Annotated in this window: 20 protein-coding genes; 9 read left to right on the top strand and 11 right to left on the bottom strand. The window is 69.3% G+C overall.

Annotation, left to right across the window (positions count from 1 at the left end):
• Nucleotides 1-6 precede the first annotated feature (6 nt).
• Genes otnI through AC1RGU_RS24035 form a run of 3 tightly spaced genes read left to right on the top strand, consistent with a single transcriptional unit; the run spans nt 7 to nt 2,485 of the window.
• A complete protein-coding gene (gene otnI / locus AC1RGU_RS24045; protein ID WP_307582214.1) occupies nt 7-825 on the top strand; it encodes a 2-oxo-tetronate isomerase in 819 nt (272 codons plus the stop codon).
• Nucleotides 822-2,021 carry an amidohydrolase family protein gene (locus AC1RGU_RS24040; RefSeq protein ID WP_492698398.1) on the top strand — a complete coding sequence of 400 codons (1,200 nt, stop codon included), beginning with the start codon at nt 822-824 and terminating at the stop codon, nt 2,019-2,021. Before otnI ends, AC1RGU_RS24040 begins: the two co-directional genes overlap by 4 nt.
• Nucleotides 2,018-2,485: a RidA family protein gene (locus tag AC1RGU_RS24035; RefSeq protein ID WP_354348046.1), complete on the top strand. Its 468-nt coding sequence runs from the start codon at nt 2,018-2,020 to the stop codon at nt 2,483-2,485. The genes AC1RGU_RS24040 and AC1RGU_RS24035 overlap by 4 nt, the downstream gene beginning before the upstream one ends.
• On the opposite strand, the gene AC1RGU_RS24030 is transcribed toward AC1RGU_RS24035, so the two are convergent.
• From AC1RGU_RS24030 to AC1RGU_RS23990, 9 genes are all read right to left on the bottom strand, one after another.
• Nucleotides 2,478-3,128: a TetR family transcriptional regulator C-terminal domain-containing protein gene (locus tag AC1RGU_RS24030; protein ID WP_489060683.1), complete on the bottom strand. Its 651-nt coding sequence runs from the start codon at nt 3,126-3,128 to the stop codon at nt 2,478-2,480. The genes AC1RGU_RS24035 and AC1RGU_RS24030 overlap by 8 nt on opposite strands.
• Entirely contained in the window at nt 3,125-4,087 is a 963-nt protein-coding gene (locus AC1RGU_RS24025; protein ID WP_492698395.1) for a PDR/VanB family oxidoreductase, read from the bottom strand. Before AC1RGU_RS24025 ends, AC1RGU_RS24030 begins: the two co-directional genes overlap by 4 nt.
• Nucleotides 4,088-4,108: 21 nt before the next feature.
• The gene (locus AC1RGU_RS24020) at nt 4,109-4,702 is read right to left on the bottom strand and encodes an NAD(P)H-dependent oxidoreductase (RefSeq protein ID WP_139700783.1); all 594 of its coding nucleotides are present in this window, start codon (nt 4,700-4,702) and stop codon (nt 4,109-4,111) included.
• Between the two features lie 142 nt (nt 4,703-4,844).
• Nucleotides 4,845-5,873, bottom strand: coding sequence for an ABC transporter substrate-binding protein (locus AC1RGU_RS24015; RefSeq protein WP_492698393.1), 1,029 nt, complete (start codon nt 5,871-5,873; stop codon nt 4,845-4,847).
• Nucleotides 5,874-5,930: 57 nt separating this feature from the next.
• Complete coding sequence (locus AC1RGU_RS24010; protein WP_492698391.1) at nt 5,931-7,328, bottom strand: FAD-binding oxidoreductase; 1,398 nt, start codon at nt 7,326-7,328, stop codon at nt 5,931-5,933.
• Complete coding sequence (locus tag AC1RGU_RS24005) at nt 7,300-8,187, bottom strand: ABC transporter permease (protein WP_174250296.1); 888 nt, start codon at nt 8,185-8,187, stop codon at nt 7,300-7,302. Before AC1RGU_RS24005 ends, AC1RGU_RS24010 begins: the two co-directional genes overlap by 29 nt.
• Complete coding sequence (locus tag AC1RGU_RS24000) at nt 8,165-8,974, bottom strand: ABC transporter ATP-binding protein (RefSeq protein WP_062479639.1); 810 nt, start codon at nt 8,972-8,974, stop codon at nt 8,165-8,167. Before AC1RGU_RS24000 ends, AC1RGU_RS24005 begins: the two co-directional genes overlap by 23 nt.
• A gap of 14 nt (nt 8,975-8,988) precedes the next feature.
• Nucleotides 8,989-9,810 carry a creatininase family protein gene (locus AC1RGU_RS23995; protein ID WP_307695222.1) on the bottom strand — a complete coding sequence of 274 codons (822 nt, stop codon included), beginning with the start codon at nt 9,808-9,810 and terminating at the stop codon, nt 8,989-8,991.
• 170 nt (nt 9,811-9,980) lie between these two features.
• Nucleotides 9,981-12,599, bottom strand: a complete 2,619-nt coding sequence (locus AC1RGU_RS23990; protein ID WP_492698389.1) for an autotransporter family protein — start codon at nt 12,597-12,599, stop codon at nt 9,981-9,983.
• A 201-nt stretch (nt 12,600-12,800) separates the two neighbouring features.
• Between AC1RGU_RS23990 and AC1RGU_RS23985 the strand changes: the two genes are divergently transcribed.
• From AC1RGU_RS23985 to AC1RGU_RS23960, 6 genes are read left to right on the top strand one after another with little or no spacing between them, the layout of a single operon-like run.
• Complete coding sequence (locus AC1RGU_RS23985) at nt 12,801-13,316, top strand: DUF1269 domain-containing protein (RefSeq protein ID WP_095950478.1); 516 nt, start codon at nt 12,801-12,803, stop codon at nt 13,314-13,316.
• A gap of 57 nt (nt 13,317-13,373) precedes the next feature.
• Nucleotides 13,374-14,543, top strand: a complete 1,170-nt coding sequence (locus AC1RGU_RS23980; protein WP_492698387.1) for a c-type cytochrome — start codon at nt 13,374-13,376, stop codon at nt 14,541-14,543.
• Nucleotides 14,540-16,327, top strand: a complete 1,788-nt coding sequence (locus AC1RGU_RS23975; RefSeq protein ID WP_492698385.1) for a cytochrome c oxidase subunit I — start codon at nt 14,540-14,542, stop codon at nt 16,325-16,327. The genes AC1RGU_RS23980 and AC1RGU_RS23975 overlap by 4 nt, the downstream gene beginning before the upstream one ends.
• The gene (locus AC1RGU_RS23970) at nt 16,324-16,941 is read left to right on the top strand and encodes a cytochrome c oxidase subunit 3 family protein (protein WP_307637684.1); all 618 of its coding nucleotides are present in this window, start codon (nt 16,324-16,326) and stop codon (nt 16,939-16,941) included. Before AC1RGU_RS23975 ends, AC1RGU_RS23970 begins: the two co-directional genes overlap by 4 nt.
• 11 nt (nt 16,942-16,952) lie before the next feature.
• Nucleotides 16,953-17,651: a heme-copper oxidase subunit III family protein gene (locus tag AC1RGU_RS23965; RefSeq protein ID WP_095747270.1), complete on the top strand. Its 699-nt coding sequence runs from the start codon at nt 16,953-16,955 to the stop codon at nt 17,649-17,651.
• Nucleotides 17,652-17,659: 8 nt separating this feature from the next.
• Nucleotides 17,660-17,980 (top strand): cytochrome C oxidase subunit IV family protein, encoded by a 321-nt coding sequence (locus AC1RGU_RS23960; RefSeq protein WP_492698382.1) that lies wholly within the window; start codon nt 17,660-17,662, stop codon nt 17,978-17,980.
• A gap of 9 nt (nt 17,981-17,989) precedes the next feature.
• On the opposite strand, the gene AC1RGU_RS23955 is transcribed toward AC1RGU_RS23960, so the two are convergent.
• Together AC1RGU_RS23955 and AC1RGU_RS23950 are read right to left on the bottom strand one after the other, a co-directional pair.
• On the bottom strand, nt 17,990-19,615 hold the full coding sequence (locus tag AC1RGU_RS23955; RefSeq protein ID WP_095950483.1) for an MFS transporter: 1,626 nt from the start codon (nt 19,613-19,615) through the stop codon (nt 17,990-17,992).
• A gap of 155 nt (nt 19,616-19,770) precedes the next feature.
• Nucleotides 19,771-20,541, bottom strand: a complete 771-nt coding sequence (locus AC1RGU_RS23950) for an amino acid ABC transporter permease (RefSeq protein WP_492698380.1) — start codon at nt 20,539-20,541, stop codon at nt 19,771-19,773.
• Nucleotides 20,542-20,600 lie beyond the last annotated feature (59 nt).

Genomic DNA, 20,600 nt, shown 5'->3' with positions numbered 1-20,600 from the left:
CACCCCATGCCCCAATTCGCCGCCAACCTCTCGATGCTCTATCCGGAGCTCGCATTTCTCGACCGCTTCGACGCCGCCGCGAAAGACGGCTTCCAGGCTGTCGAGTACCTCTTTCCCTACGACTTCTCGAAAGAGGAAATCGTCGCCCGCCTGAAGCACAACGGCCTGCAGCAGGTGCTGTTCAACGGCCCGCCCGGCGACTGGGCCGGCGGCGAGCGCGGCCTGGCCTGCCTGCCGGGGCGCGAGGGCGAGTTCCGCGAAGGCATCGCCAAGGCCATCGACTACGCCGTGGCGCTCGACTGCCCGCGCATCCACGTCATGGCCGGCCTCGTGCCCGAAGGCCTCGCGCGCGAGGCGGCAGAGGCCGTCTATGTCGAGAACCTGCGCTGGGCCGCGGCCGAGGCCGCGAAGGCCGGGCGCGACGTGCTGATCGAGCCGATCAACACGCGCGACATCCCGCGCTTCTTTCTCAACCGGCAGGACCACGCGCACCAGATCGTCGAGACGGTCGGCGCCGCCAACCTCAAGGTGCAGATGGACCTGTACCACTGCCAGATCGTCGAGGGCGACGTGGCGATGAAGCTGCGCCAGTACCTGCCGACCGGCCGCGTCGGCCACCTGCAGATCGCGGGCGTGCCCGAGCGCCACGAGCCCGATGTGGGCGAGCAGAACTACGACTACCTCTTCGGCGTGATCGATGAGGTGTCGGCCCAGTGCGGCTGGCAGGGCTGGGTTGGTTGCGAGTACCGCCCGCGCCGCGGCATGGAGCCCGGCGGCACCTCGGCCGGCCTGGGCTGGCTGCGCGACTGGCGCCAGCGCGCATGACGACGCTCGAAGCGCTGCGCATTCCCGCGCCGCTGCGTGGTTTCGCAGCGGGCGATGCGCAGGTCTTCGACGTCACACTCGACGGCGACAAGGTCGCGGCCATCGCGCCCAGCGCCTCGCAGACGCAGGCGCGCGGCACGCTGCTGAGCGCGCTTGTCGAGGCGCACGCGCACATCGACAAGAACTTCACCGTGCAGGACGTCGGCGCCGCGCAGGGCGACCTGTTCACCGCCATCGAGCGCATGGGCCGCCACCGCGCGAGCTGGACCGGCGCTTCGCTGCGCCTGCGCATGGAGCGCGCGCTGCACGAGGCCTGGCGCGCCGGCACGCGCGCGCTGCGCACGCACCTCGATTGGGTCGAGCCCGAACCGCCGGCCGCGCTGGCCGTGTTCGAGGCGCTGCGCGAAGAGTGGGCCGGCCGCATCGAGCTGCAGTTCGTCGCGCTCGTGCCCCTCGACGTGTTCGCCGACCTCGCCGCCGGCGAGCGCATCGCGCGCGACGTGAAGCGCGCGGGCGGTTCACTGGGTGCTTTCATCTACCGCAACGACGGCCTCTTCGCCAAGCTGGGCCGCGTGTTCGACCTCGCGCAGCAGCACGGGCTGGGGCTCGACTTCCACGTCGACGAAGGCCTGGACACCGACGCCAGCGGCCTGCGCAGCATCGCGCAGCTGGTGCGCGCGCGCGACTTCAAGGGCCGCGTGGTCTGCGGCCACGCCTGCTCGCTCTCGGTGCAGGACGATGCGGTGGCCGCCGAAACGCTCACCTTGTGCGCCGGCGCCGGGCTGCACCTGGTCGCGCTGCCGACCACCAACCTCTACCTGCAGGGCGCGTGGGACCGCACGCCCGTGGCGCGCGGCATCACGCGCATCCGTGAGGCTGCGGCACACGGCCTGCGCGCCAGCCTGGCCACCGACAACGTGCAGGACGCCTTCTATCCCTACGGCAGCTACGACCTGCTCGAGACCTTCGGCCTGGGCGTGCAGATGGCGCACCTGGCGCCTGCCGCCGACTGGCTCGACACCATCACCGTGAACCCCGCGAAGGCGCTTGGCCTCGCGTGGGACGGCCGCATCGCGCCGGGCTGCCCGGCCGACCTGGTGGTGCTGGCCGCCACCGACGAACACGAACTCATCGGCCCGCGCGGACGGCAACGCACCGTCTACCGCGCAGGCCGGGCACTGGAGAACACACCATGAGCATGGGCAAGCCGATGGCCAACTATGCCGCCGCCAAGCGCGTCGGCGATTTCGTCTTCATGAGCGGCGTGGTCGCCGTCGACCCGGCCACGCGCCGTGCGGTGGCGGGCTACGACGCCATCCCGGAAGAAGCCCGCACCGCGCTGCAGGGCGTGGGCTACGCCACGGGCCAGATGTCGGTCGACATCTTCGAGGCGCCCATCGTGGCGCAGAGCTGGTTCGTGCTGGAGCGCATCCGCCAGATCGCGGCCGAGCACGGCGGCACCATGGAAGACGTGGTGAAGCTGGTGCAGTACTTTCGCCACCTGCCGCACTACGCCTTCTACAACCGCGTGCGCGGCCTGTTCTATCCGGGCGAGCCGCCGGTGAGCACGGTGGTCGAGGTGTCGCGCTTCCTGCCGGGCGACGAGGTGCTGGTGGAAGTCGAAGCCACCATGTACCTCCCCCTGCGCAGCGCTACTTGACGCCCGCGCCTTTCAAAAGAAACTCCGTCACCTGCTCGATCAGGTAGCGGCGGTCCTTGTCCTCGCCCTGCTGCGCCGTGTTGCGGTAGTAGGCGGCCTGCGTGGCGTGGTCGGCGTAGAACTGCGTCACGGCCCAGATGTGGAACAGCACCAGCATCGGGTCGGCGGTGTCCATCAGGCCCTGGTTCATCCAGTTCTGGATCACCGCGGCGGCCTGGTCGGTGCGCTGCTTGCTCGTGTCCATCATGCTGTTGATGACGGGCGCGCCGCGCATCATCTCGGCGGTGAAGATGCGCGAACGCAGCGGGTGCTCGAACGAGAACATCATCTTGCGCTGGATCAGGTCGCCCAGCACCTTGCGCGGGCCGAAGGCCTCGTCGCTGAAGCCGAACACCACGATCCAGTCGGTCAGGATGTCCTGCAGCACCTGGCGGTACAGCGCCTCCTTGCTCTCGATGTAGTAGTGCAGCTGCGCCTTCGACAGGCCCGCCTTGTCGGCGATGGCCTGCGTCGAGGCGCCGGCCAGCCCTTCGCTGGCGAACACCTCGATGGCGGCCTGGTTGATGAGGCCCAGCACCTGCGTGTACTTGCGCGAACGCCCGCGCGTGGCGGGGGCTTCGCTGTCGGTGTCCGTCACGCTCACAGCTGCAGCACCAGGTCGGGGCCCTTGGCGCGCGAGCAGCACAGCGCCACCTTGGTGCGCCGCTCGGTGCCCGTGAGGCAGAAGTCGCGGTGCTCGGCGCCGTTGCCGTCGCCCTCGACCACGCAGGTGCCGCACAGGCCCTGCTGGCACGACACGGGAATGTCGATGCCCACTTCGTGCAATGCGTCGACCGCGGTCTGGTCGGCCGCCACCGGCACCTCGATGCCGCGCCGCGCCAGCTTCAGCGTGAAGGGCAGGCCGGTGGTGGCGGCGGCCGTGCCGGTGGGCGCGGCGAAGTACTCGGTGTGCAGCGCGTCCTCGGGCCAGTGCGCGGCGGCCTCGCGCACCGCCTGCATGAAGCCGCCGGGGCCGCACACGTACAGGTGGGTGTCGGGCGCGCGCTCGGCCAGCAGCGCGCGCAGGTCGATGCGTTGCGTCGCATCGCCCTGGTCCAGGTGCAGCTTCAGGTGCGGCGCCAGCGCGGGCGCGTGCAGCGCCTCGGCGAAGGCCAGGTGCTCCTCGCTGCGCGCGAACACGCACAGCGTGAAGTCGGCGCCGCGCGCGGCCAGCGCCTGCGCCATGGCCAGCAGCGGCGTCATGCCGATGCCGCCGGCCAGCAGCAGGTGGCGGCGGGCCTCGGCGCGCAGCGGGAAGGTGTTGCGCGGTGCGCTGATCGCAATGAGGTCGCCCTCGCGCACGCGCTCGTGCATCGAGGCCGAGCCGCCGCGGCTCGCGTGCTCGCGCTTCACGCCGATCACGTAGCCGCCGCTGCCCGAGGGCGCGCGCGCCAGCGAGTACTGGCGTGAGAAGCCGCCGGGCATGTGCACGTCGATGTGCGCGCCGGCCTCGTAGCCGGGCAGCGGCCGGCCCCACGGATGCGCCAGCTCGAAGGCCAGGATTTCCGGCGTCTGCCGCGAGATGCGTTCGACACGGACGGTCAGCGTGCGTTCGAGGCTCATGGTGTGTGTCTCCCTGCGTGTCTACTGGATGTTGTGCAGCGTGCGCGCCACGCGCGCGATGAAATGGGTGCGGTCGCTGTCGGTGACGGCGTTCATGTCGTGCAGCTGCAGCCACGTCACCTTGCAGCGCCACGCGAACAACGCCCGCAGCGCGCGCGTGAACAGCCGCCGTCCCGGGTCGCCGATGGCCATCACGAACCAGCGCGGCGAGCCGCCCGTGGTCACCACCGTCAGCCGGCGGATGTGCCGCATGCCCGACTTGGCCAGCTGCCCTTTGCGCTCGGCGGGCAGGAAGGCCACGCCCGGCAGCCACACGCGCTCGAGCCAGCCCTTGAGCATGGACGGCGGTCCATGGAACCAGGTGGGGTAGACGAACACCAGGTGCTCGGCCCACAGCAGCGCTTCGACGTGGGGTTTCACGCGTTCGCGGATCAGTTCGGGGTTGTCGAGGTAGGCGATGCGCTCTTCGCGTGTCAGCGTCGGGTCGAAGCCCTCGGCGTACAGGTCGATGGCCTTGACGGGGTGTCGCGGCGTGAGGGCCTCGAGGGCGGTGCGGTACAGCGCGTGGTTGAAGCTGTCAGGGTTCGGATGGCAATGGACGACGAGCGTTTTCATGGTTCGGGCCGGTTCGCCTGTTCGGCGAGACGGGGTCAGAGCCCAAGGGAACAAAGGCCGCGCAGTGCCTTATGGCAACCCAGGCGCCGGCATCTGACCCCGGCGCAAGCCCCGCGCGACCCACGGGAAAAAACGAAGCGAATTACTTGCCGGTGAGCTTCATGCGAACGTCGACACCGACGCCCTTGTTGACGAACTGCGTGGTCGCGACCTTCGACAGGTCGATTTCGCCCGACTTGTACAGGCCGGCCTTGACCATCTTGTCGTAGAAGTCCTTCACGCGCGCCTCGTCCATGGCGCCGATGCCCTTGGTGAGCGAGTCGCCGCTGTCGATGATGCCCATCTTCTTGATGAGATCGATGGAGCCCTGCAGCGCGGCCGGCGTGGCGTCGGGGTTGGTCTTGGCGATGAGCTCGTTGGCGGCCTTGTTGTCGCCGTAGAGGTAGTTGTTCCAGCCGACGATCGAGGCCTCGATGAACTTGCGCACCGTCTCGGGCTTGGTCTTGATCAGGTCGGCGCGGGTCTCGATGGTGGTGGCGTAGGTCGAGAAGCCGTGGTCGGCCAGCAGGTGCACCACCGGGTCGAAGCCAGCCTGGGCCTTGATCGACAGCGGTTCCGAGATGGCGTAGCCCTGTTGAATGGACTTCTTGTCGGCCAGGAACGGGCCCACGTTGAAGGTGTAGGGCTTGAGCTGCGCGTCCTTGAAGCCGTGCTCCGACTTCATCCACTGCCAGAAGCTGAACTGGCCGTCCTTGCCGATGAAGGCCACGGGCGCCTTGGTCATGTCCTTGAAGGAGTCGTAGCCCTGGCCCGGGTGGGCGAACATGGCCTGCGGGTCCTTCTGGAAGATGGCCGCGACCACCACGGTGGGCACGCCGTTCTTCACGTTGTCGAACGACTGCAGCAGGTTGCCGGTCATCAAAAAGTCGACCTTGCCGGCCGGCAGCATGGGCCGGTTGTTGACCATCGGGCCGCCCTGCATGATTTCCACGTCGAGCCCGTACTTCTTGTAGGTGCCGTCCACCAGCGCCTGGTAGAAGCCGCCGTGGCCGGCCTGCGCCTTCCAGTTGGTGGCGAACACCACTTTGTCCTGGGCCTGTGCGGCGAAGGCGGCGCCTGCGAGGGCCAGGCCGAAGGCCAGCGGCCGAAGAGAGAAAGCGGGGATGCGCATGGGGACGGACTCCTGTGGAGGTTGGGGTGGGGACGGGATGCGAAGACTAATTGTTTTTCAGCGCTCGACGGCCATGTCGGGCGTCCAGCCGCGCGTCTTGCCGGGGTTCATCAGGCCCATCGGGTCGCTGCGCTTCTTGAACTCGATCTGCTGCGTGTCGATGGTCTTCATGCCGCCGTCCTCGATGGTGAAGACGTGCGGGTTGAAGATCTGCGCGCCGCCTTGCGACTCGATCTCGCGCATCACCTCGTACTGGTGGGCCTCGCCCTTCCAGCGCACGAGCAGGATGCCGAAGGTGCCGCACTGGCCGTTGGCGCGCGCGAAGTCCTGGTGCTGCAGCACGTCGTCGCCGAAGATCTGCATGTGGCGCTCGACCACGGCCGGGTCGAAGGGCTGGGCGTAGGCCACCTGCAGGTAGGTCCAGCTGCGGTCGGCCTTCAGCGCCTGCAGCGTCGTGTGGTTGAAGGCGCACTCGTAGGCCGGCGGCAGGCCCTCGGCCTGCAGTTCGGCCTCGGTGCCGGCCACCGACAGGGTGCCGCCGTGCGCCGCCGCGAGCGCGCGGAACTCGGCCATCGATTCGGGCGAGACCATGGTGAACACCGCGTGCCGGTCGGGCGGAAAGCGATCGCCCATGGCCGTGTAGTAGGGCGAGAAGCGCGCCTCCACGGTCGACAGCAGGAAGATGTCCAGCGAGGGCGCCTGCGCGGCGATGCCGAAGTCGAGCGCGCCGCGGTAGGTGTCGAACAGCGCCGTGCAGTGCACCCAGTCGACCGCCGGGCTCAGCGCCACCTCCACGTCGAGGATCACGCCGTTGGTGCCGTAGGCATGGTGCACCTGCTGGATCTCGTCGCCGACCAGCTCGATGACGCGCGGCTCGCGCTCCACCGTCATCACGCGCGCGCGCAGCAGGTTGCCGGGGTCGCGCAGGATGCCGTGGCGAAACGACCCGATGCCGCCGAAGCCGCCCGCGATGAAGCCGCCGATGCTGGCCACGTGCCAGGTCGAGGGCCACATGCGCAGCGCCTGCCCGGTCTCGCGCGCGGCCAGGTCGATGTCGTGCATGCGCGCACCGGCCTCGACGCGGATGCGGCCGTCGGCCAGGTCGAGCACGCGGCACATCTGCGTCACGTCGAGCACGAGCCCGCCTTCGAGCGGCACGCACTGGCCGTAGTTGCCGGTGCCGCCGGCGCGCACGGTGAGCGGCAGTTTCCACTTGGCGGCCACGGCCGCGGCCTGGCGCACGTCGTCCTCGGTGCTGACCTTGACCACGAGGTCGGCCACGCAGCCCGCGAGCTGCGCCGTGAGGATCGGGCTGTACCAGTAGAAGTCCTTCGACAGCTGCTTGCGCTGGCTGGGCGTGGCGATCACGTTCAGGCCGCGCAGGTCCTCGCGCACGGCATCCCAGTCGACGGTGGACAGCGGGGTTCTAGCGTTCACGGCGCATTTCGCTTTCATGCCAGTGGCCGAGCACGAGGCGCGACAGGGCGGCGAACACGATGAAGATCACGATGCCCAGCAGCGACACCAGCAGCAGCGCCGCGAACATCATCGGGATCTCGGTGCGGAAGCTCGATTCGAGGATGCGCGAGGCCAGCCCCGTTTCCTTGCCCGCCGTGCCGGCCGTGAACTCGGCCACCACCGCGCCGATCAGGCTCAGGCCGCCGGCGATCTTCAGGCCCGCCATGAAGTACGGCAGCGCGCTGGGCGCCAGCAGGTAGCGGAAGGTCTGCCAGGGCGAGGCCTTGTACAGCTGGAACAGGTCGCGCAGGTTGCTGTCGGCGCTCTTCAGGCCGATGACGGTGTTCGACAGGATGGGGAAGAAGGCCACGATCCATGCGCACAGCAGCAGCGCCGCGGTGGTGCTCGACACGTAGATCAGGATCAGCGGCGCGATCGCGATGATCGGCGTCACCTGCAGGATCACGGCGATCGGGAACAGGCCGATTTCCACCCACTTGAACAGCGCGAAGGCAATCGCCAGCAGCACGCCGCCGACGATGGCGGCGCCCAGCGCCAGCAGCGTGAGCTTCACCGTGAACCACAGCGCGCCCGAGAGCGAGCCCCAGTTGTCGAACAGCGTGCGCAGGATGAGCGAGGGCGCCGGCAGGATGTAGTGCGGAATGTCGTTGGCGCGCACCATCCATTCCCACACCAGCAGCAGCGCCGCGACGATGACGACCGGCACGACGATGCGCAGCGTGGCCTCGCGCCGACGCAGCTTGTCTTCGTGCGCGCGCAGCGTCTCGGCGGACGGCGTGGCTTCGTTGGTGGTGTCGAGGGGCATCACGGTTTCAATGGTCGATGTCGAGGCCATGGAGCGCTCCGTGCAGAGATTGCGAAACAGCCGTGCAGTGCGCGTTGTAGCGGCTGGAGGTGCGAAAGGCTTCACCGCGCGGGTAGGGCTCGTCGATGGCGATCTCGTCGATCACGCGGCCCGGGCGCGCCGCCATCACGACGATGCGGTTCGACAAATACACCGACTCGTACACGCTGTGCGTGACGAACACGATCGAGAAACGGTGCTCGCGCCAGATGGCCAAGAGGTCGTTGTTGAGCTTGATGCGCGTCATCTCGTCGAGCGCGGCAAAGGGCTCGTCCATGAGCAGCAGGCGCGGGTGCGTGACCAGCGCGCGCGCGATCGACACGCGCATCTTCATGCCGCCCGAGAGCTCGCGCGGGTACACGTCGGCAAAGCGCGAGAGGCCGACCAGCTCCAGCACGTGCTGCACCACCGGCGCGGCTTCGTCGCGGCTCATGCCCGCGAGCTTGAGCGGCAGCCAGACGTTGTCGAACACCTTGGTCCAGGGCATGAGCGTGGGCTCCTGGAACACGAAGCCCAGGTCGCGGTCGCTCTTGCTGTCCTTGGCGCTGCCGGTGTTGGCGCCCGACCATTGCATGTCGCCCGAGCTGATGCGCGTGAGCCCGGCGATCAGCCGCAGTGCGGTGCTCTTGCCGCAGCCCGAGGGGCCCAGGAAGCTGACGAAGTCGTGCTCGCCGATGTCGAGCGTCATGCCCTGCAGGGCGAGCGTGCCGTTGGCAAAACGCTTGCCGACGTTGCGCAGGCGGACCAGGGGCGGCGTGGATGGCGTGGTGCTTTCCATGGGACTCCTTGGCGTCAGCGCCAGGCCGGAACGTTGGCCAGGCGCGAGAGCGGGAAGCGGTCGATCTCGTGCAGCAGCTCGACGAAGCGCCGGCCCACGTGGTCGAGCACCGCGGCGCCCTTCTCGGCGCTGGCGCGGGTGGCGTCGCCGGCGGCGCCGGCCGGGTTGATGTCGTGCATCTGCCAGCCGAGCTTGCCGCTGGGCGTGATCGACAGGAACTTGTTCTCGGCGGCCAGCTGCTCGGTCATGGAGCCGAAGTTCTGGAACTGATCCTTGCGCACGTAATCGGGCGTGAGGTGCAGCATCACCGAGCTCTCGAGGTCGCCGGCATGAATGCCGTGCTTGCCTTCGTGCGCGGTGAACAGGCCCTCGGGCAGGCCCAGCGTGTACCAGTTGGCGGCCACGACCATCATGTCGTGCTCTTCGCGCAGGTCGCGCGCCACGATGTCCATGACGCTCATCTGGCCGCCGTGGCTGTTGTAGAGCACCAGCTTGCGCACGCCGGCCTTGGCGACGCAGGCGCCGACGTCTTTCCACAGCGAGATCAGCGTGTTGGCCGACACCGTGAGCGTGCCCGGGTAGCGCGAGTGCTCGTTGCTCTTGCCGTAGGGCACGGTGGGCAGGAACAGCACCGGCAGGTCGTCGGGCAGGTAGGGCAGGCTGGCGCGCACCATGCCGTCGATGGTGGCGGTGTCGGTCGACATCGGCAAATGGGGGCCGTGCTGTTCGGTCGCTCCCACCGGCAGCACGGCGATCAGCCGTTCGCGGTCGAGGCGGGAGAACTCTTCACTGGTCAGGTCGGACCAGAAGCGGCTGCGCAAGGGGGGGTGATTCATCGGGGTGTACCTCGTGGCGGGCGGACGGGATGATGGGCTAAATTATCCATACGGTCAAAAAAGACTGGCTATCCGTGGATACCCGTTGATCTTTATCAAGCAAACCGCATGCCATCAAATTTGCCCGGACGGTCAAAAGTCGAGCCGTCCGGGCGCCCGGCGCCCCGGGGTCACCAGCGCATGCGCAGCCCCAGTTGGCCCTGCACGCCGGTCTGTTCGGTGATGCCGATGGCGCTGGTGTAGGCCAGGCCGCCGTAGACCGACAGCGTCTTGTTCACCTGCCCGACGATGCCGCCGCCCACTTCGAGCGCGCTCGCGTTGCGGCGGTTGGTGACCCGGTCGCTCGGCCCGAAGTAGATCGCGTTGCTGCCGCTGAAGGTGTGCCACAGGTTGAGCTTGAGGTAGGGCTTCCAGACGCCGCCGCCTGCCTCGAAGCGGCCTTCGAGCCGCGCGCCCAGCCGGCCGGTGACGGCGTTGTCGCGCTGGAAGCGCACGCGCGAGAGGCCGTCGTCGAAGTCGTCGAGCGAGCTGCGCTGCCAGATCAGCTGCACCTGCGGCTGCAGCGTCACGGTGTCGCTCAGCGCCAGCGGGTAGCCGGCTTCGAGCGAGGCGGTCACGCTGGTGCCGTGCGGGCGGCCGCCGCGCCCCAGGGTGGAGCGCGCATCAGCCTTGTAGCGCGTGGCCAGCAGCACGGCGTCGCTGTACCAGCCGCTGCTCGCGATGCGGGTCCAGTAGGCACCCAGGCTGTAGCCCTCGACGGTGAGCCGGCCGGCCGCCTCGTTGGTGGCGCCGCCGGCGACGCCGCTCGCGTGGCCGCTGGCCCGCGTGTAGCCGCCCAGCACGCCGACGCGGTGGCGTCCGCCCGCGCTGTCGGTGGCCGCCAGAAAGTCGTGGCCCAGCTGCAGGCCGCTCACGCTGCCGTCGAACTGCGGATTGGCATCGCCGCGCAGGCGCTGCCGCGTGCTTTCGCCGAACACGCGGCCCCACGAGGCCTGCCGGCCTTCACCGTCCGCGAGCAGCTGGGCGTCGCCCTGCCGGTCGTGGAAGGTGCCCAGCTGCGCCAGCCCGAGGCGGCGCACGGCGATCGGCAGGGCGCTGTACAGCGGCACCTCGGGCCGGTAGAGCTTGACCTGCTCCACCGTCGCCGGCGAGCCTGTCTCGGCGATCACCTCGGCGGCTTCCTCCAGCGAACCCACCACGGTGCCGCCCACGAGATAGCCGTTGTTGCGCAGGTACCAGTTGTCGCGGTTGCTGCCCGTCGCGCCGCCGCGGAACAGCCGGTAGTTGTAGGCGCCGGCCTCCACCGCCTGGGTCAGCGAGAACGCGTGGTCGGCCGTGGTGCCGCCGTTGACGGCCTGCACCACCAGGATGCCGTCGGCCAGCGTGGGCGCGCCCAGGCCGCCGCGGTTCACCACGCGCAGGCCGGTGGACCCCGTGGCCGCGCCGCCGTCGATCACCAGCTTGTCCGAGGGTGCGTTGTCGCCCGCCAGCACGGCGTTGACCTGCAGCAGCGCGCCGCTGCCGCCCACGTAGTTGCCGCGCACCGTGAAGGCGCCGAAGCCGACGCCGTCGTTCGGTCCGGGCAGCAGCGTGCCCTGGTTGGTGACGTTGCCCGCGAAGGTGCCGGTGCCGGCCACGGTGGTGCCGGGCAACACCGTGATGACGGGGCTGGTCAGCGTGGCGGGCAGGGTGAAGCGGCCGGACTCGACGCGGATCGAATCCGAGAAGCTCGCGTCGGTCTGCCACGACCACGCGGCGCCGCGCATCGTCAGGTGCTGGAAGTTGCGGAAGGCGTTGTCGACCGTGCCGCTGCCTTCGAGAAAGGTGCTGGCCGTCTTGCCGACGCCGCCGTCGGCGCCGCCCTTGATGACCGAGCCGGTCTGCAGGATCAGCGTGCCGTTGCCGAGCGCGCCCATGTAGATCGCGTCGGTGCTGGCGGTGCCGCCGTGGCCTTCGATGGTGCCGGCGTTGACCAGCACGTCGTTGCCGTTCTGGCCGCGGTAGCCGTAGCCGTTGGCGCTCGAGAGCGTGGCGCCGGCCCGGTTCTCCACGCGCGAGAAGAAGGTGCCGCCCAGCGTGTTCGCATGCACCGCGTCGGCGCCGCCCGACGGCGAGTTGGCGCCCGTGGTGGCGATGCTGCCGGTGTTCACCAGCAGGTTGGCCACGAGGTTGCCGCCCTGCAGGTACACGCCCTTGGCCGAGCTGCCGATGGCCGAGATGCTGCCGTTGTTGATCACCGTGTTGCCCGGGCCCAGCAAAGAGATACCGTGCGAGCTGCCCCCCGTGGTGACGATGCTGCCGTTGTTGGTGATGCGCGTGCGCGTGCTGCTGTTCGACGTCACCAGGATGCCTGCGGTGCCGCTGCTCGTGGTGCTCAGGGTGCCGTTGTTGGTCAGCGTGTTGTCGTTGCCCGTGGCGACCATCGCCGCGCGCGCCGAGCCCGAGCCGCCCGACACCGTGATGGTGCCGTTGTTGGTGATGGTGCTCGCATCGCGCACCAGCAGCGCCTGCGTGGCGTTGGTGGTCAGCGTGGCGCCGCTGTTCACGGTGATGGTGACGCCGGTGCTGCCCGGCGTGGCGATCACGCTGGGCGATACGGTCGTGGTGCCGTCGCAGACCACGGTGTCGCCGGTGACCGGCGTGGCGGTGGGGCCGCAGGCCGCGTGCGCGGCGCCGCCTGCGAGCCCTGCAAGGGCGGCCGCGAGCCAGGGAAGGGGGGATGCCGGATGACGGCGGGGAAAAGAAAACCGAGAAAAGTGGGAAAACCGGGGGCCTCGCTCCATGCGCATGTCGTCTGCTCCTTCTTGTTTTTCATGAGGCCGTGGGGGCCTGGAGCGGCGGATTATTCAGTGCAATTGCCCTTCTGGAAACCGACGAACTTCCGTACTCACCGGGTCGGTCCCGATGGCGCGCCGACTTGAATGCGGCCCTTGTTGAGCCTATAACTCAAGCATGGTCTCTTGCTCGTCGCAAGACGGAAAGGAGGCGCCGTGAAAAGACGCATCTATTGGCTGTTGCCGGACCTGGCGAGTGCCAGGCAGGCGATGCACGATCTGCTGCAGGCGCGTGTCGACATCGCGCACCTGCATTTCGCCGCACGCGAAGGCCAGGACATGGCCGGGCTCCATGCGGCCAACGTCTGGCAGACCTCCGACCTCGTTCACGCCGCCAAGACCGGCTGGGTGCTCGGCACCGCCTGCGGCGTGGTCGTCGGGCTGCTGGCCGCGCTGCTGTTCCCTGTGTTCGGCGACGAGCCCGAATGGGCCGTGGCCGTGGGCCTGGCGCTGCTGGGCGGCGTGGTGGGCGCCTGGTCGGCCACCATGGTCGGCGTGTCGATCCCGAGCCCGCGGCTGGCGCGCTTCGAGAGCGCCATCGCGCAGGGCCAGGTCCTGTTGATGGTCGACCTGCCGCCCGCGCGCGTGCGCGAGGTCGAGGCGATGCTGGAGGCCACGCACCCCGAGGCCCGCTTCGAGGGCGAAGAGCCGCGGATCCCGGCGATCCGCTGAAGCCGCCGCGCATGCGACTCCCGGACCCCACGATGGCCACCCCAGGGAGCGCAGCACATGACCATCGCCGTCGTCCTGTTGCTCATCGTGGTGGCCTCGGTGGCGTTCCACGCCGTCAACCCGTGGTGGACGACGCCGCTGGCCTCCAACTGGCAGCGCATGGACGACACGCTGACCATCACGCTGCTCATCACGGGCCTGTTCTTCGTCGTCATCAACCTGTTCCTCGCCTACACCGTGGTGCGCTTTCGCCACCGCGAGGGGCGCCGCGTGGCGCCGCATGCGCCCGAGAGCCGCACGCTGGAGCGCTGGCTCATCGGCGGCACCACCGTCGGCATCATGGCGCTGCTGGCGCCCGGCCTCGTGGTGTACGCGAACTACGTGCGCACGCCGCATGACGCGCGCGTGCTCGAGGTGCTGGGCCAGCAGTGGCAGTGGCGCTTTCGCCTGCCCGGCGCGGACGGCAAGCTGGGCGCGACCGACGCGCGCTTCGTCAGCGCCGCCAACCCCTTCGGGCTCGACCCGGCCGACGCGGCGGGGCTGGACGACCTGCTGGTCCCCGGCGACGAGGTGCACCTGCCGATCGGCCAGCCGATGCTGGTGCTGATGCGCTCCCACGACGTGCTGCACGACTTCTTCGTGCCGCCCATCCGCGCCCGCATGAACATCGTGCCGGGGCAGGTGAGCCGCTTCTGGTTCACGCCCACCGTCGCGGGCCGCTACGAGGCGCTGTGCGCGCAGCTGTGCGGCGTGGGCCATCCGAACATGCGCGGCTTCGTGGTGGTGGAGGACGCGGCGGCCTACGACGCGTGGCGCACGGCGCTGCCGACCTTCGGCGCGATGCAGCTGGCGCAAGCGGCCAAGGCGACGCAGGCTGCCCAGGCACCGGCCGGCGGTGGCGGCCGCGTCGACCAGGGCCGCGCGCTGGCCGACGCCAAGGGCTGCGTGGCCTGCCACACCATCGACGGCAGCACACGCGTGGGGCCGACCTGGAAGGGCCTGTATGGCAAGAACGAGTCGATGGCCGACGGCAGCACCGCGCTGGTCGACGAGGCCTACCTGCGCAGCTTCATCCGCGACCCGCAGGCGCGCCATGTGAAGGGCTTCCCGCCGGTGATGCCGAAGATCGACCTGAGCGACGAGGAGCTGGCCGCGCTGGTGGCCTACATCCAGAGTCTGGGCAGCCCGCCGGCGCAGGCTGCCACCGAACAGAAGGCCGCGCGATGACTTCTTCTGCGCTCACTCAAGACGACGAGCACGACGACGCTGGCCACGCGGCGCCGCAGGGCTTCCTGCGCCGCTATGTCTGGAGCCAGGACCACAAGGTGATCGCCGTGCAGTACGCCTGCACCGCCATCGCGGTGGGCGTGGTCGGGCTGGTGCTGTCCAACCTCATGCGGCTGCAGCTGGGGTTTCCGGGCCAGTTCGAGTTCATCAACGCCGAGCGCTACTACCAGTTCGTGACCATGCACGGGATGATCATGGTGATCTACCTGCTCACGGCGCTGTTCCTCGGCGGCTTCGGCAACTACCTGATCCCGCTCATGGTGGGGGCGCGCGACATGGTGTTCCCCTACCTCAACATGCTGAGCTTCTGGGTCTACCTGCTGTCGGTGGTGGTGCTGATGGCCAGCTTCTTCGTCGCGGGCGGCCCCACGGGCGCGGGCTGGACGCTGTACCCGCCGCAGTCGATTCTGCCCGGCACGCCGGGCCACGGCGGCGGCATCGTGCTGATGCTGGTGTCGCTGCTGATCTTCATCGTGGCCACCACCATGGGCGGCCTGAACTACGCGACCACCGTGCTGCAGGCGCGCTGCCGGGGCATGACGCTGCTGCGCATGCCGCTCACGGTGTGGGGCATCTTCGTGGCCACGGTGCTGGCGCTGCTGGGTTTTCCGGCGCTGTTCGTCAGCGGCGTGATGCTGCTGCTGGACCGCACGGTGGGCACCAGCTTCTTCATGCCGGCGCTGGTGTCGATGGGGCAGCTGTCGGGCCACAAGGGCGGCAGCCCGCTGCTGTTCCAGCACCTGTTCTGGTTCTTCGGCCACCCCGAGGTCTACATCGTGGCGCTGCCGGCCTTCGGCATCGTGTCGGACCTCATCAGCGTGCACGCGCGCAAGCGCATCTTCGGCTACCGCACGATGGTGTGGGCCATCGTGGCCATCGGCGGGCTCAGCGTGGTGGTGTGGGCGCACCACATGTTCGTGAGCGGCATGAACCCGTACTTCGGCTTCTTCTTCGCCACCACCACGCTGGTCATCGCGGTGCCCACCGCGATCAAGGTCTACAACTGGCTGCTCACGCTGTGGCGCGGCGACATCCACCTGTCGGTGCCGATGCTGTTCGCGCTGGCCTTCGTGTGCACCTTCGTCATCGGCGGGCTCACGGGGCTGTTCCTGGGCAACGTGAGCGTGGACATCCCGCTGTCGGGCACCTACTTCGTGGTGGCGCACTTCCACATGGTGATGGGCGTGGCGCCGCTGTTGGTGGTGTTCGGCGGCATCTACCACTGGTTCCCCAAGATCACCGGCCGCATGCTGGACGACCGGATCGGGCGGCTGCATTTCTGGATCACCTTCCTGGGCACCTACGCGATCTACTTTCCCATGCACTACCTGGGCGTGCTGGGCATGCCGCGGCGTTACTACAACTTCGACGGCTACAAGTTCATTCCGCCGTCGGCCTTCAGCCTGAATGAATTCATCACCGTGGTCGCGCTGGTGGTCGGCGCGGCGCAGCTGCTCTTCATCGCCAACCTGGCCTGGAGCGCCTGGCGCGGCCGGCCGGCCGGCGCCAACCCGTGGCGCGCCGCTTCGCTCGAATGGCAGACACCCGAGACGCCGCCCGGCCATGGCAACTGGGGGCCGCGGCTGCCCGTGGCCTACCGCTGGGCCTACGCCTACGGCGTGCCGGGCGCAGCGGAAGACTTCATCGCGCAAAACGCGCCGCCGCAGGCCAGTGACGACAAGGACGACGTGCCGGTGAGCGGCGCGCGCGGAGCACCGGCATGAACGCGGACGCCGCCCTGCGCCTGCGCGGCCTGCCCCGCGACGTGCGGCTGCGCGACGCGCACGCCAGCGCGGCGGGCATCGGCCTGTGGGTCTTCATGGGCGTGGTCACCGCGCTGTTCTCCCTGTTCACCGTGGCCTACGTGATGCGCATGAGCAGCGGCGATGCGGTCGCGCTCGCGCTGCCGTGGCAGCTGTGGCTCAGCTCGGCGCTGCTGGCGGCGGGCAGCGTGGCTTTGGAAGCTGCCTCGCGCCGCGTGGACCCGGCGCGCATGCGCCGCCTGCTGCTGGCCGGCGGCCTGTGCGCCGTGGGCTTCCTCGGCGTGCAGCTGTGGGCCTGGGCCGCGATGGCGCACGCGCAGGTGCTGCCGGCCGGCAACCCGTCGGGCAGCTTCTTCTACCTGCTGACCGCCATGCACGGGCTGCACCTGGCGGGCGGCTTGGTCGGGTGGGCGATGGCGGCGCGCGTCGCCTGGGCCGACCCCGCCCGGGCCGGATGGCGCATCGCGCTGTGCGCGCGCTACTGGCACTTCATGCTGGCCGTGTGGCTGGCGCTGTTCGCACTGCTGGGGTGGGTGACGCCGGAGGTGGCGCGCGTCCTCTGCGGCACGGCGTGAGGAGGCTTCGCATGAACTCCACCACTGCAGCAACCCTCACCGGCTCCACTGCCGTCGCCACGAGCGGCTGGCGCGGGCTGGTGGCCGACTGGTCGTCCGACCGCCAGGCCTTCCACGTCTCGTGGGGCAAGGCCATGATGTGGATCTTCCTGCTGAGCGACATCTTCATCTTCAGCTGCTTCCTCACGGGCTACATGACGGTGCGCGTCTCGACCACAGTGGCCTGGCCCAACCCGAGCGAGGTGTTCGCGCTGCACGTGGGCGGGGCCGACGTGCCGCTTTTGCTGATCGCGATCATGACCTTCGTGCTCATCAGCAGCAGTGGCACGATGGCGATGGCGGTCAACTTCGCCTACCGCGGCGACCGCGTGAACGCCGCCACGCTGATGCTCGTGACCGCCACCTTCGGCGAGCTCTTCGTGGGCATGCAGGCCTTCGAGTGGTCCAAGCTGATCCTCGAGGAGGGCGTGCGGCCCTGGGGCAACCCGATGGGCGCGGCGCAGTTCGGCGCGGCCTTCTTCATGATCACGGGCTTCCACGGGCTGCACGTGTCGGCCGGCGTGGTGCTGCTGTTCGCGGTGGCCTTCAAGCTCATTCGCGGCGACTACGACAAGGCCGGCAACTACCAGGTGGTCGAGATCGTGGGCCTGTACTGGCACTTCGTCGACCTGGTGTGGGTCTTCATCTTCGCGCTGTTCTATCTCTGGTGAGGACGACCATGAACACTCACACCACCACCGGCCAGCAACACCCGATCGGCCTGTACCTGAAGATCTGGGGGCTCCTGTTCGTGCTCAGCGCGATGTCGTACATGGTCGACTACCTGCACGTGCAGGGCTACCTGCGCTGGGGCCTGATCATCGTCTTCATGCTGCTGAAGGCCGGGCTCATCGTCGCGGTCTTCATGCACATGGCCTGGGAGCGGATGGCGCTGGTCTACGCCATCCTGCTGCCGCCGCTGTGCCTTTTGGTGCTGGTCGGGCTGATGGCGGCGGAGGCCGACCACACCTTCCTCGCGCGGCTGGCTTTCTTCCGCTGACGGCCCTGCTCAGCGCCGCACCACGAAGCGCGTGATCACCGGCGGCGACTCGCCCAGGTGGAAGGCCAGCCGGCGCTCGCGCAGCGCCATGTCGGCGGCGGTGGCGCGGTTGAAGCGGCGCAGGTGGTCGGTCCACGACTCGTCCACGATCTGCTCCACGTAGCGTTCGGGCTGCGCGATGTCGTGCAGCAGCTCCCAGCCGATGGCGCCCTGGCCCAGGCGCGCGCGCCGGGTCTGCTGCATCACGAGGTGGAAGGCCGCGGCGCGCGACGGGTCGATCAGGTACTCGACCGTGATCACCACGCGGCCGTCTTCCTGCGGCGCCTCGGCGGGTGGGCCCGTGGCCCAGCCGGCCTGGGCGGGGCGCACGTCGTCCTCGCCGCTCACGTCGGTCACCCAGCGCATGGCGGCGAGCATCAGCAGCGTGCCGCTCACGGCGGCGATGGCCAGGCTCAGCTTCAGCGACGTGACGGTGGCCACCTGGCCCCACAGCGCCGCGCCGATCGCGCTCGCGCCCATGATCGCCATCTGGTAGGTCGACATGCCGCGCGCGCGCACCCAGTCGGGCAGCGCCAGCTGGGCCGACACCGACAGCGAGTTGGCCACCGTGATCCACGCCATGCCGCCGAAGAACATCGCCGGCACCGCGACCCAGGCGTTGGGCGCCACGGCCATCACGGCCGTGGCGGCCGACTGCAGCATGGCGCCGCGCAGCACCAGCTGGTCGCGCCCGAGCGCCTGGCGCAGCCGTGGCAGAAAGAGCACCGCGATGATCGCGCCCGTGCCCATGGCGGCCAGCAGCAGCGTGAAGGTGCCGGCGCCGCCGCCCTGGAGGTTGCGCGCCAGGAGCGGCAGCAGCGCCAGCAGCGCGGTCGAGTGGAAGAAGAAGAGCGACACGCGCGTGAGCACCGCGCGCATGCGCTGCGACTGGCGCACGAACTGCACGCCCACGCGCATCGCGCTGATGAGTTTCTCGCGGCCCAGCGGGTTGGGCGTGTGCTCGCGGCGCCAGCGCAGCACCACGAAGCCCGAGGCCACCGACAGCACCGCGTTGAGCGCGAACACCCACACGCTGCCCGCGCTGGCGATCAGCATGCCGGCCGTGAGCGGGCCGACGATGCGCGAGGCGTTCATGGCGATGCCGTTCAGGCCCAGCGCCGCCGGCAGCTGTTGGCGCGGCACCAGCTCGGGCACGATGGCCGAGAACACCGGCCAGCGCAGCGCCAGCCCGATGCCGTTGGCGAAGGTGAGCGCCAGCAGGAGCGGCGCGGTCATCACGTCGAGCGCGATGGCGGCGCACAGCACCACGGCGGTGCCGGCCAGCCAGAACTGCGTGGCCACCAGCCAGCGCCGGCGATCGAGGATGTCGGCCAGCGCGCCGCTCGGAAGCCCGAGCAGGAACACCGGCAGGGTGGAGGCCGACTGCACCAGCGCGACCCAGATCGGCGAGGTGGTCAGCGAGGTCATCATCCACGCCGCGGCCACATCGTTCATCCACATGCAGATGTTGGCGATGAGCCAGGTGCTCCACAGCATGCGGAACACGGGGAGCTTCAGGGGCTCGAGCGCCGCGAGGTTCGAGGGCTGCGGCCGGGCCGGCGGGAGGGGTGTCTCTTCGGGGGATATGGGCGGCATGTCGCGCTATTGTGGCGCGGGCAACAGCGGAGCATCGACAAGACGCTCTTCTCTTTCCAGGAACACCGAGGAACCGGCTTTGCCGGGCCTCAGGTGTTGCCCCCTGCAAGGGGGTTGGCGTAGCGACACGAAGTGCGCGAAGCCTGGGGGTGTGCCTAACTTCTGTCGCTGCGTGCGAGACGGTGTTCCAGCCGTCGCAGCAGCGTGGTCAGCACCAGCGTCATCACCCAGTACACCACCGAGATCGCCAGGTACGGCTCCCAGTAGCGCGCATAGGCGCCGGCCACGGTGCGCGCGGCGTAGGCCAGTTCGGCCAGGCCGATGGCCGACACCAGCGAGGTGTCCTTGAGCAGCGCGATCGCGTTGTTGCCCAGCGGTGGCAGCATGCGGCGAAAGGCCTGCGGCAGCACCACGTAGCGCATCACCTGCGCCGGGCTCAGGCCCAGCGAGCGGCCGGCGTCGAACTGCCCGCGCGAGATCGACTGGATGCCGGCGCGGAACACTTCGGAGATGTAGGCCGCCGAGTTCAGCGTGAGCGCGACCACGCCGGAGATGAGGGCGCCGTGCTCCTGCTTGAGGGTGCGCGCGAGTTCGCCGTCGATCAGGATGCCCGTGCTCGGGTGGATGAACACCGGCATCACCGCGAAGTGGATGAGCAGGATCTGCACGAACAGCGGCGTGCCCCGGAAGAAGCTCACGTACACCGTGGCCGGCCAGCGCAGGAACACGCGCGTGAGCCAGGTCCACGGCGCGTGGCGCGCCTGCGCCAGCCGCGCCAGCGCCAGGCACAGGCCCCAGCTCGCGCCCAGCAGCACGCAGACCACGGTCATGCGCAGCGTCATCCAGGCGCCCTGCCAGAACAGGTCCTTGTATTCCACGAGGATGTCCCAGCGGAACCATCCGAAAAGCAGCACTGGTTGTTCCATGCTTGCGTCCTCAACTCTCTGTCTATCTGTCGGTCAGCGGAAAAACGAAACGGCCGCGT

The organism is Variovorax sp. GW823-FHT02B07, assembly GCF_058797695.1.
Note: the sequence above shows the minus strand (reverse complement) of the source record. Positions and strands in the feature narration are given on the sequence as shown.

Bases quoted from the DNA above. Each gene is read 5' to 3' on its own strand.
- AC1RGU_RS24020 (WP_139700783.1), bottom strand. From the start codon at position 4,702: ATGAAAACGCTCGTCGTCCATTGCCATCCGAACCCTGACAGCTTCAAC.
- AC1RGU_RS24005 (WP_174250296.1), bottom strand. From the start codon at position 8,187: ATGGCCTCGACATCGACCATTGAAACCGTGATGCCCCTCGACACCACC.
- AC1RGU_RS24040 (WP_492698398.1), top strand. From the start codon at position 822: ATGACGACGCTCGAAGCGCTGCGCATTCCCGCGCCGCTGCGTGGTTTC.
- AC1RGU_RS23960 (WP_492698382.1), top strand. From the start codon at position 17,660: ATGAACACTCACACCACCACCGGCCAGCAACACCCGATCGGCCTGTAC.
- AC1RGU_RS23990 (WP_492698389.1), bottom strand. From the start codon at position 12,599: ATGCGCATGGAGCGAGGCCCCCGGTTTTCCCACTTTTCTCGGTTTTCT.
- AC1RGU_RS24035 (WP_354348046.1), top strand. From the start codon at position 2,018: ATGAGCATGGGCAAGCCGATGGCCAACTATGCCGCCGCCAAGCGCGTC.
- AC1RGU_RS23995 (WP_307695222.1), bottom strand. From the start codon at position 9,810: ATGAATCACCCCCCCTTGCGCAGCCGCTTCTGGTCCGACCTGACCAGT.
- AC1RGU_RS23950 (WP_492698380.1), bottom strand. From the start codon at position 20,541: ATGGAACAACCAGTGCTGCTTTTCGGATGGTTCCGCTGGGACATCCTC.
- AC1RGU_RS24010 (WP_492698391.1), bottom strand. From the start codon at position 7,328: ATGAAAGCGAAATGCGCCGTGAACGCTAGAACCCCGCTGTCCACCGTC.
- AC1RGU_RS23965 (WP_095747270.1), top strand. From the start codon at position 16,953: ATGAACTCCACCACTGCAGCAACCCTCACCGGCTCCACTGCCGTCGCC.
- AC1RGU_RS24015 (WP_492698393.1), bottom strand. From the start codon at position 5,873: ATGCGCATCCCCGCTTTCTCTCTTCGGCCGCTGGCCTTCGGCCTGGCC.
- AC1RGU_RS23975 (WP_492698385.1), top strand. From the start codon at position 14,540: ATGACTTCTTCTGCGCTCACTCAAGACGACGAGCACGACGACGCTGGC.
- AC1RGU_RS24000 (WP_062479639.1), bottom strand. From the start codon at position 8,974: ATGGAAAGCACCACGCCATCCACGCCGCCCCTGGTCCGCCTGCGCAAC.
- AC1RGU_RS24025 (WP_492698395.1), bottom strand. From the start codon at position 4,087: ATGAGCCTCGAACGCACGCTGACCGTCCGTGTCGAACGCATCTCGCGG.
- otnI (WP_307582214.1), top strand. From the start codon at position 7: ATGCCCCAATTCGCCGCCAACCTCTCGATGCTCTATCCGGAGCTCGCA.
- AC1RGU_RS23955 (WP_095950483.1), bottom strand. From the start codon at position 19,615: ATGCCGCCCATATCCCCCGAAGAGACACCCCTCCCGCCGGCCCGGCCG.
- AC1RGU_RS23980 (WP_492698387.1), top strand. From the start codon at position 13,374: ATGACCATCGCCGTCGTCCTGTTGCTCATCGTGGTGGCCTCGGTGGCG.
- AC1RGU_RS23970 (WP_307637684.1), top strand. From the start codon at position 16,324: ATGAACGCGGACGCCGCCCTGCGCCTGCGCGGCCTGCCCCGCGACGTG.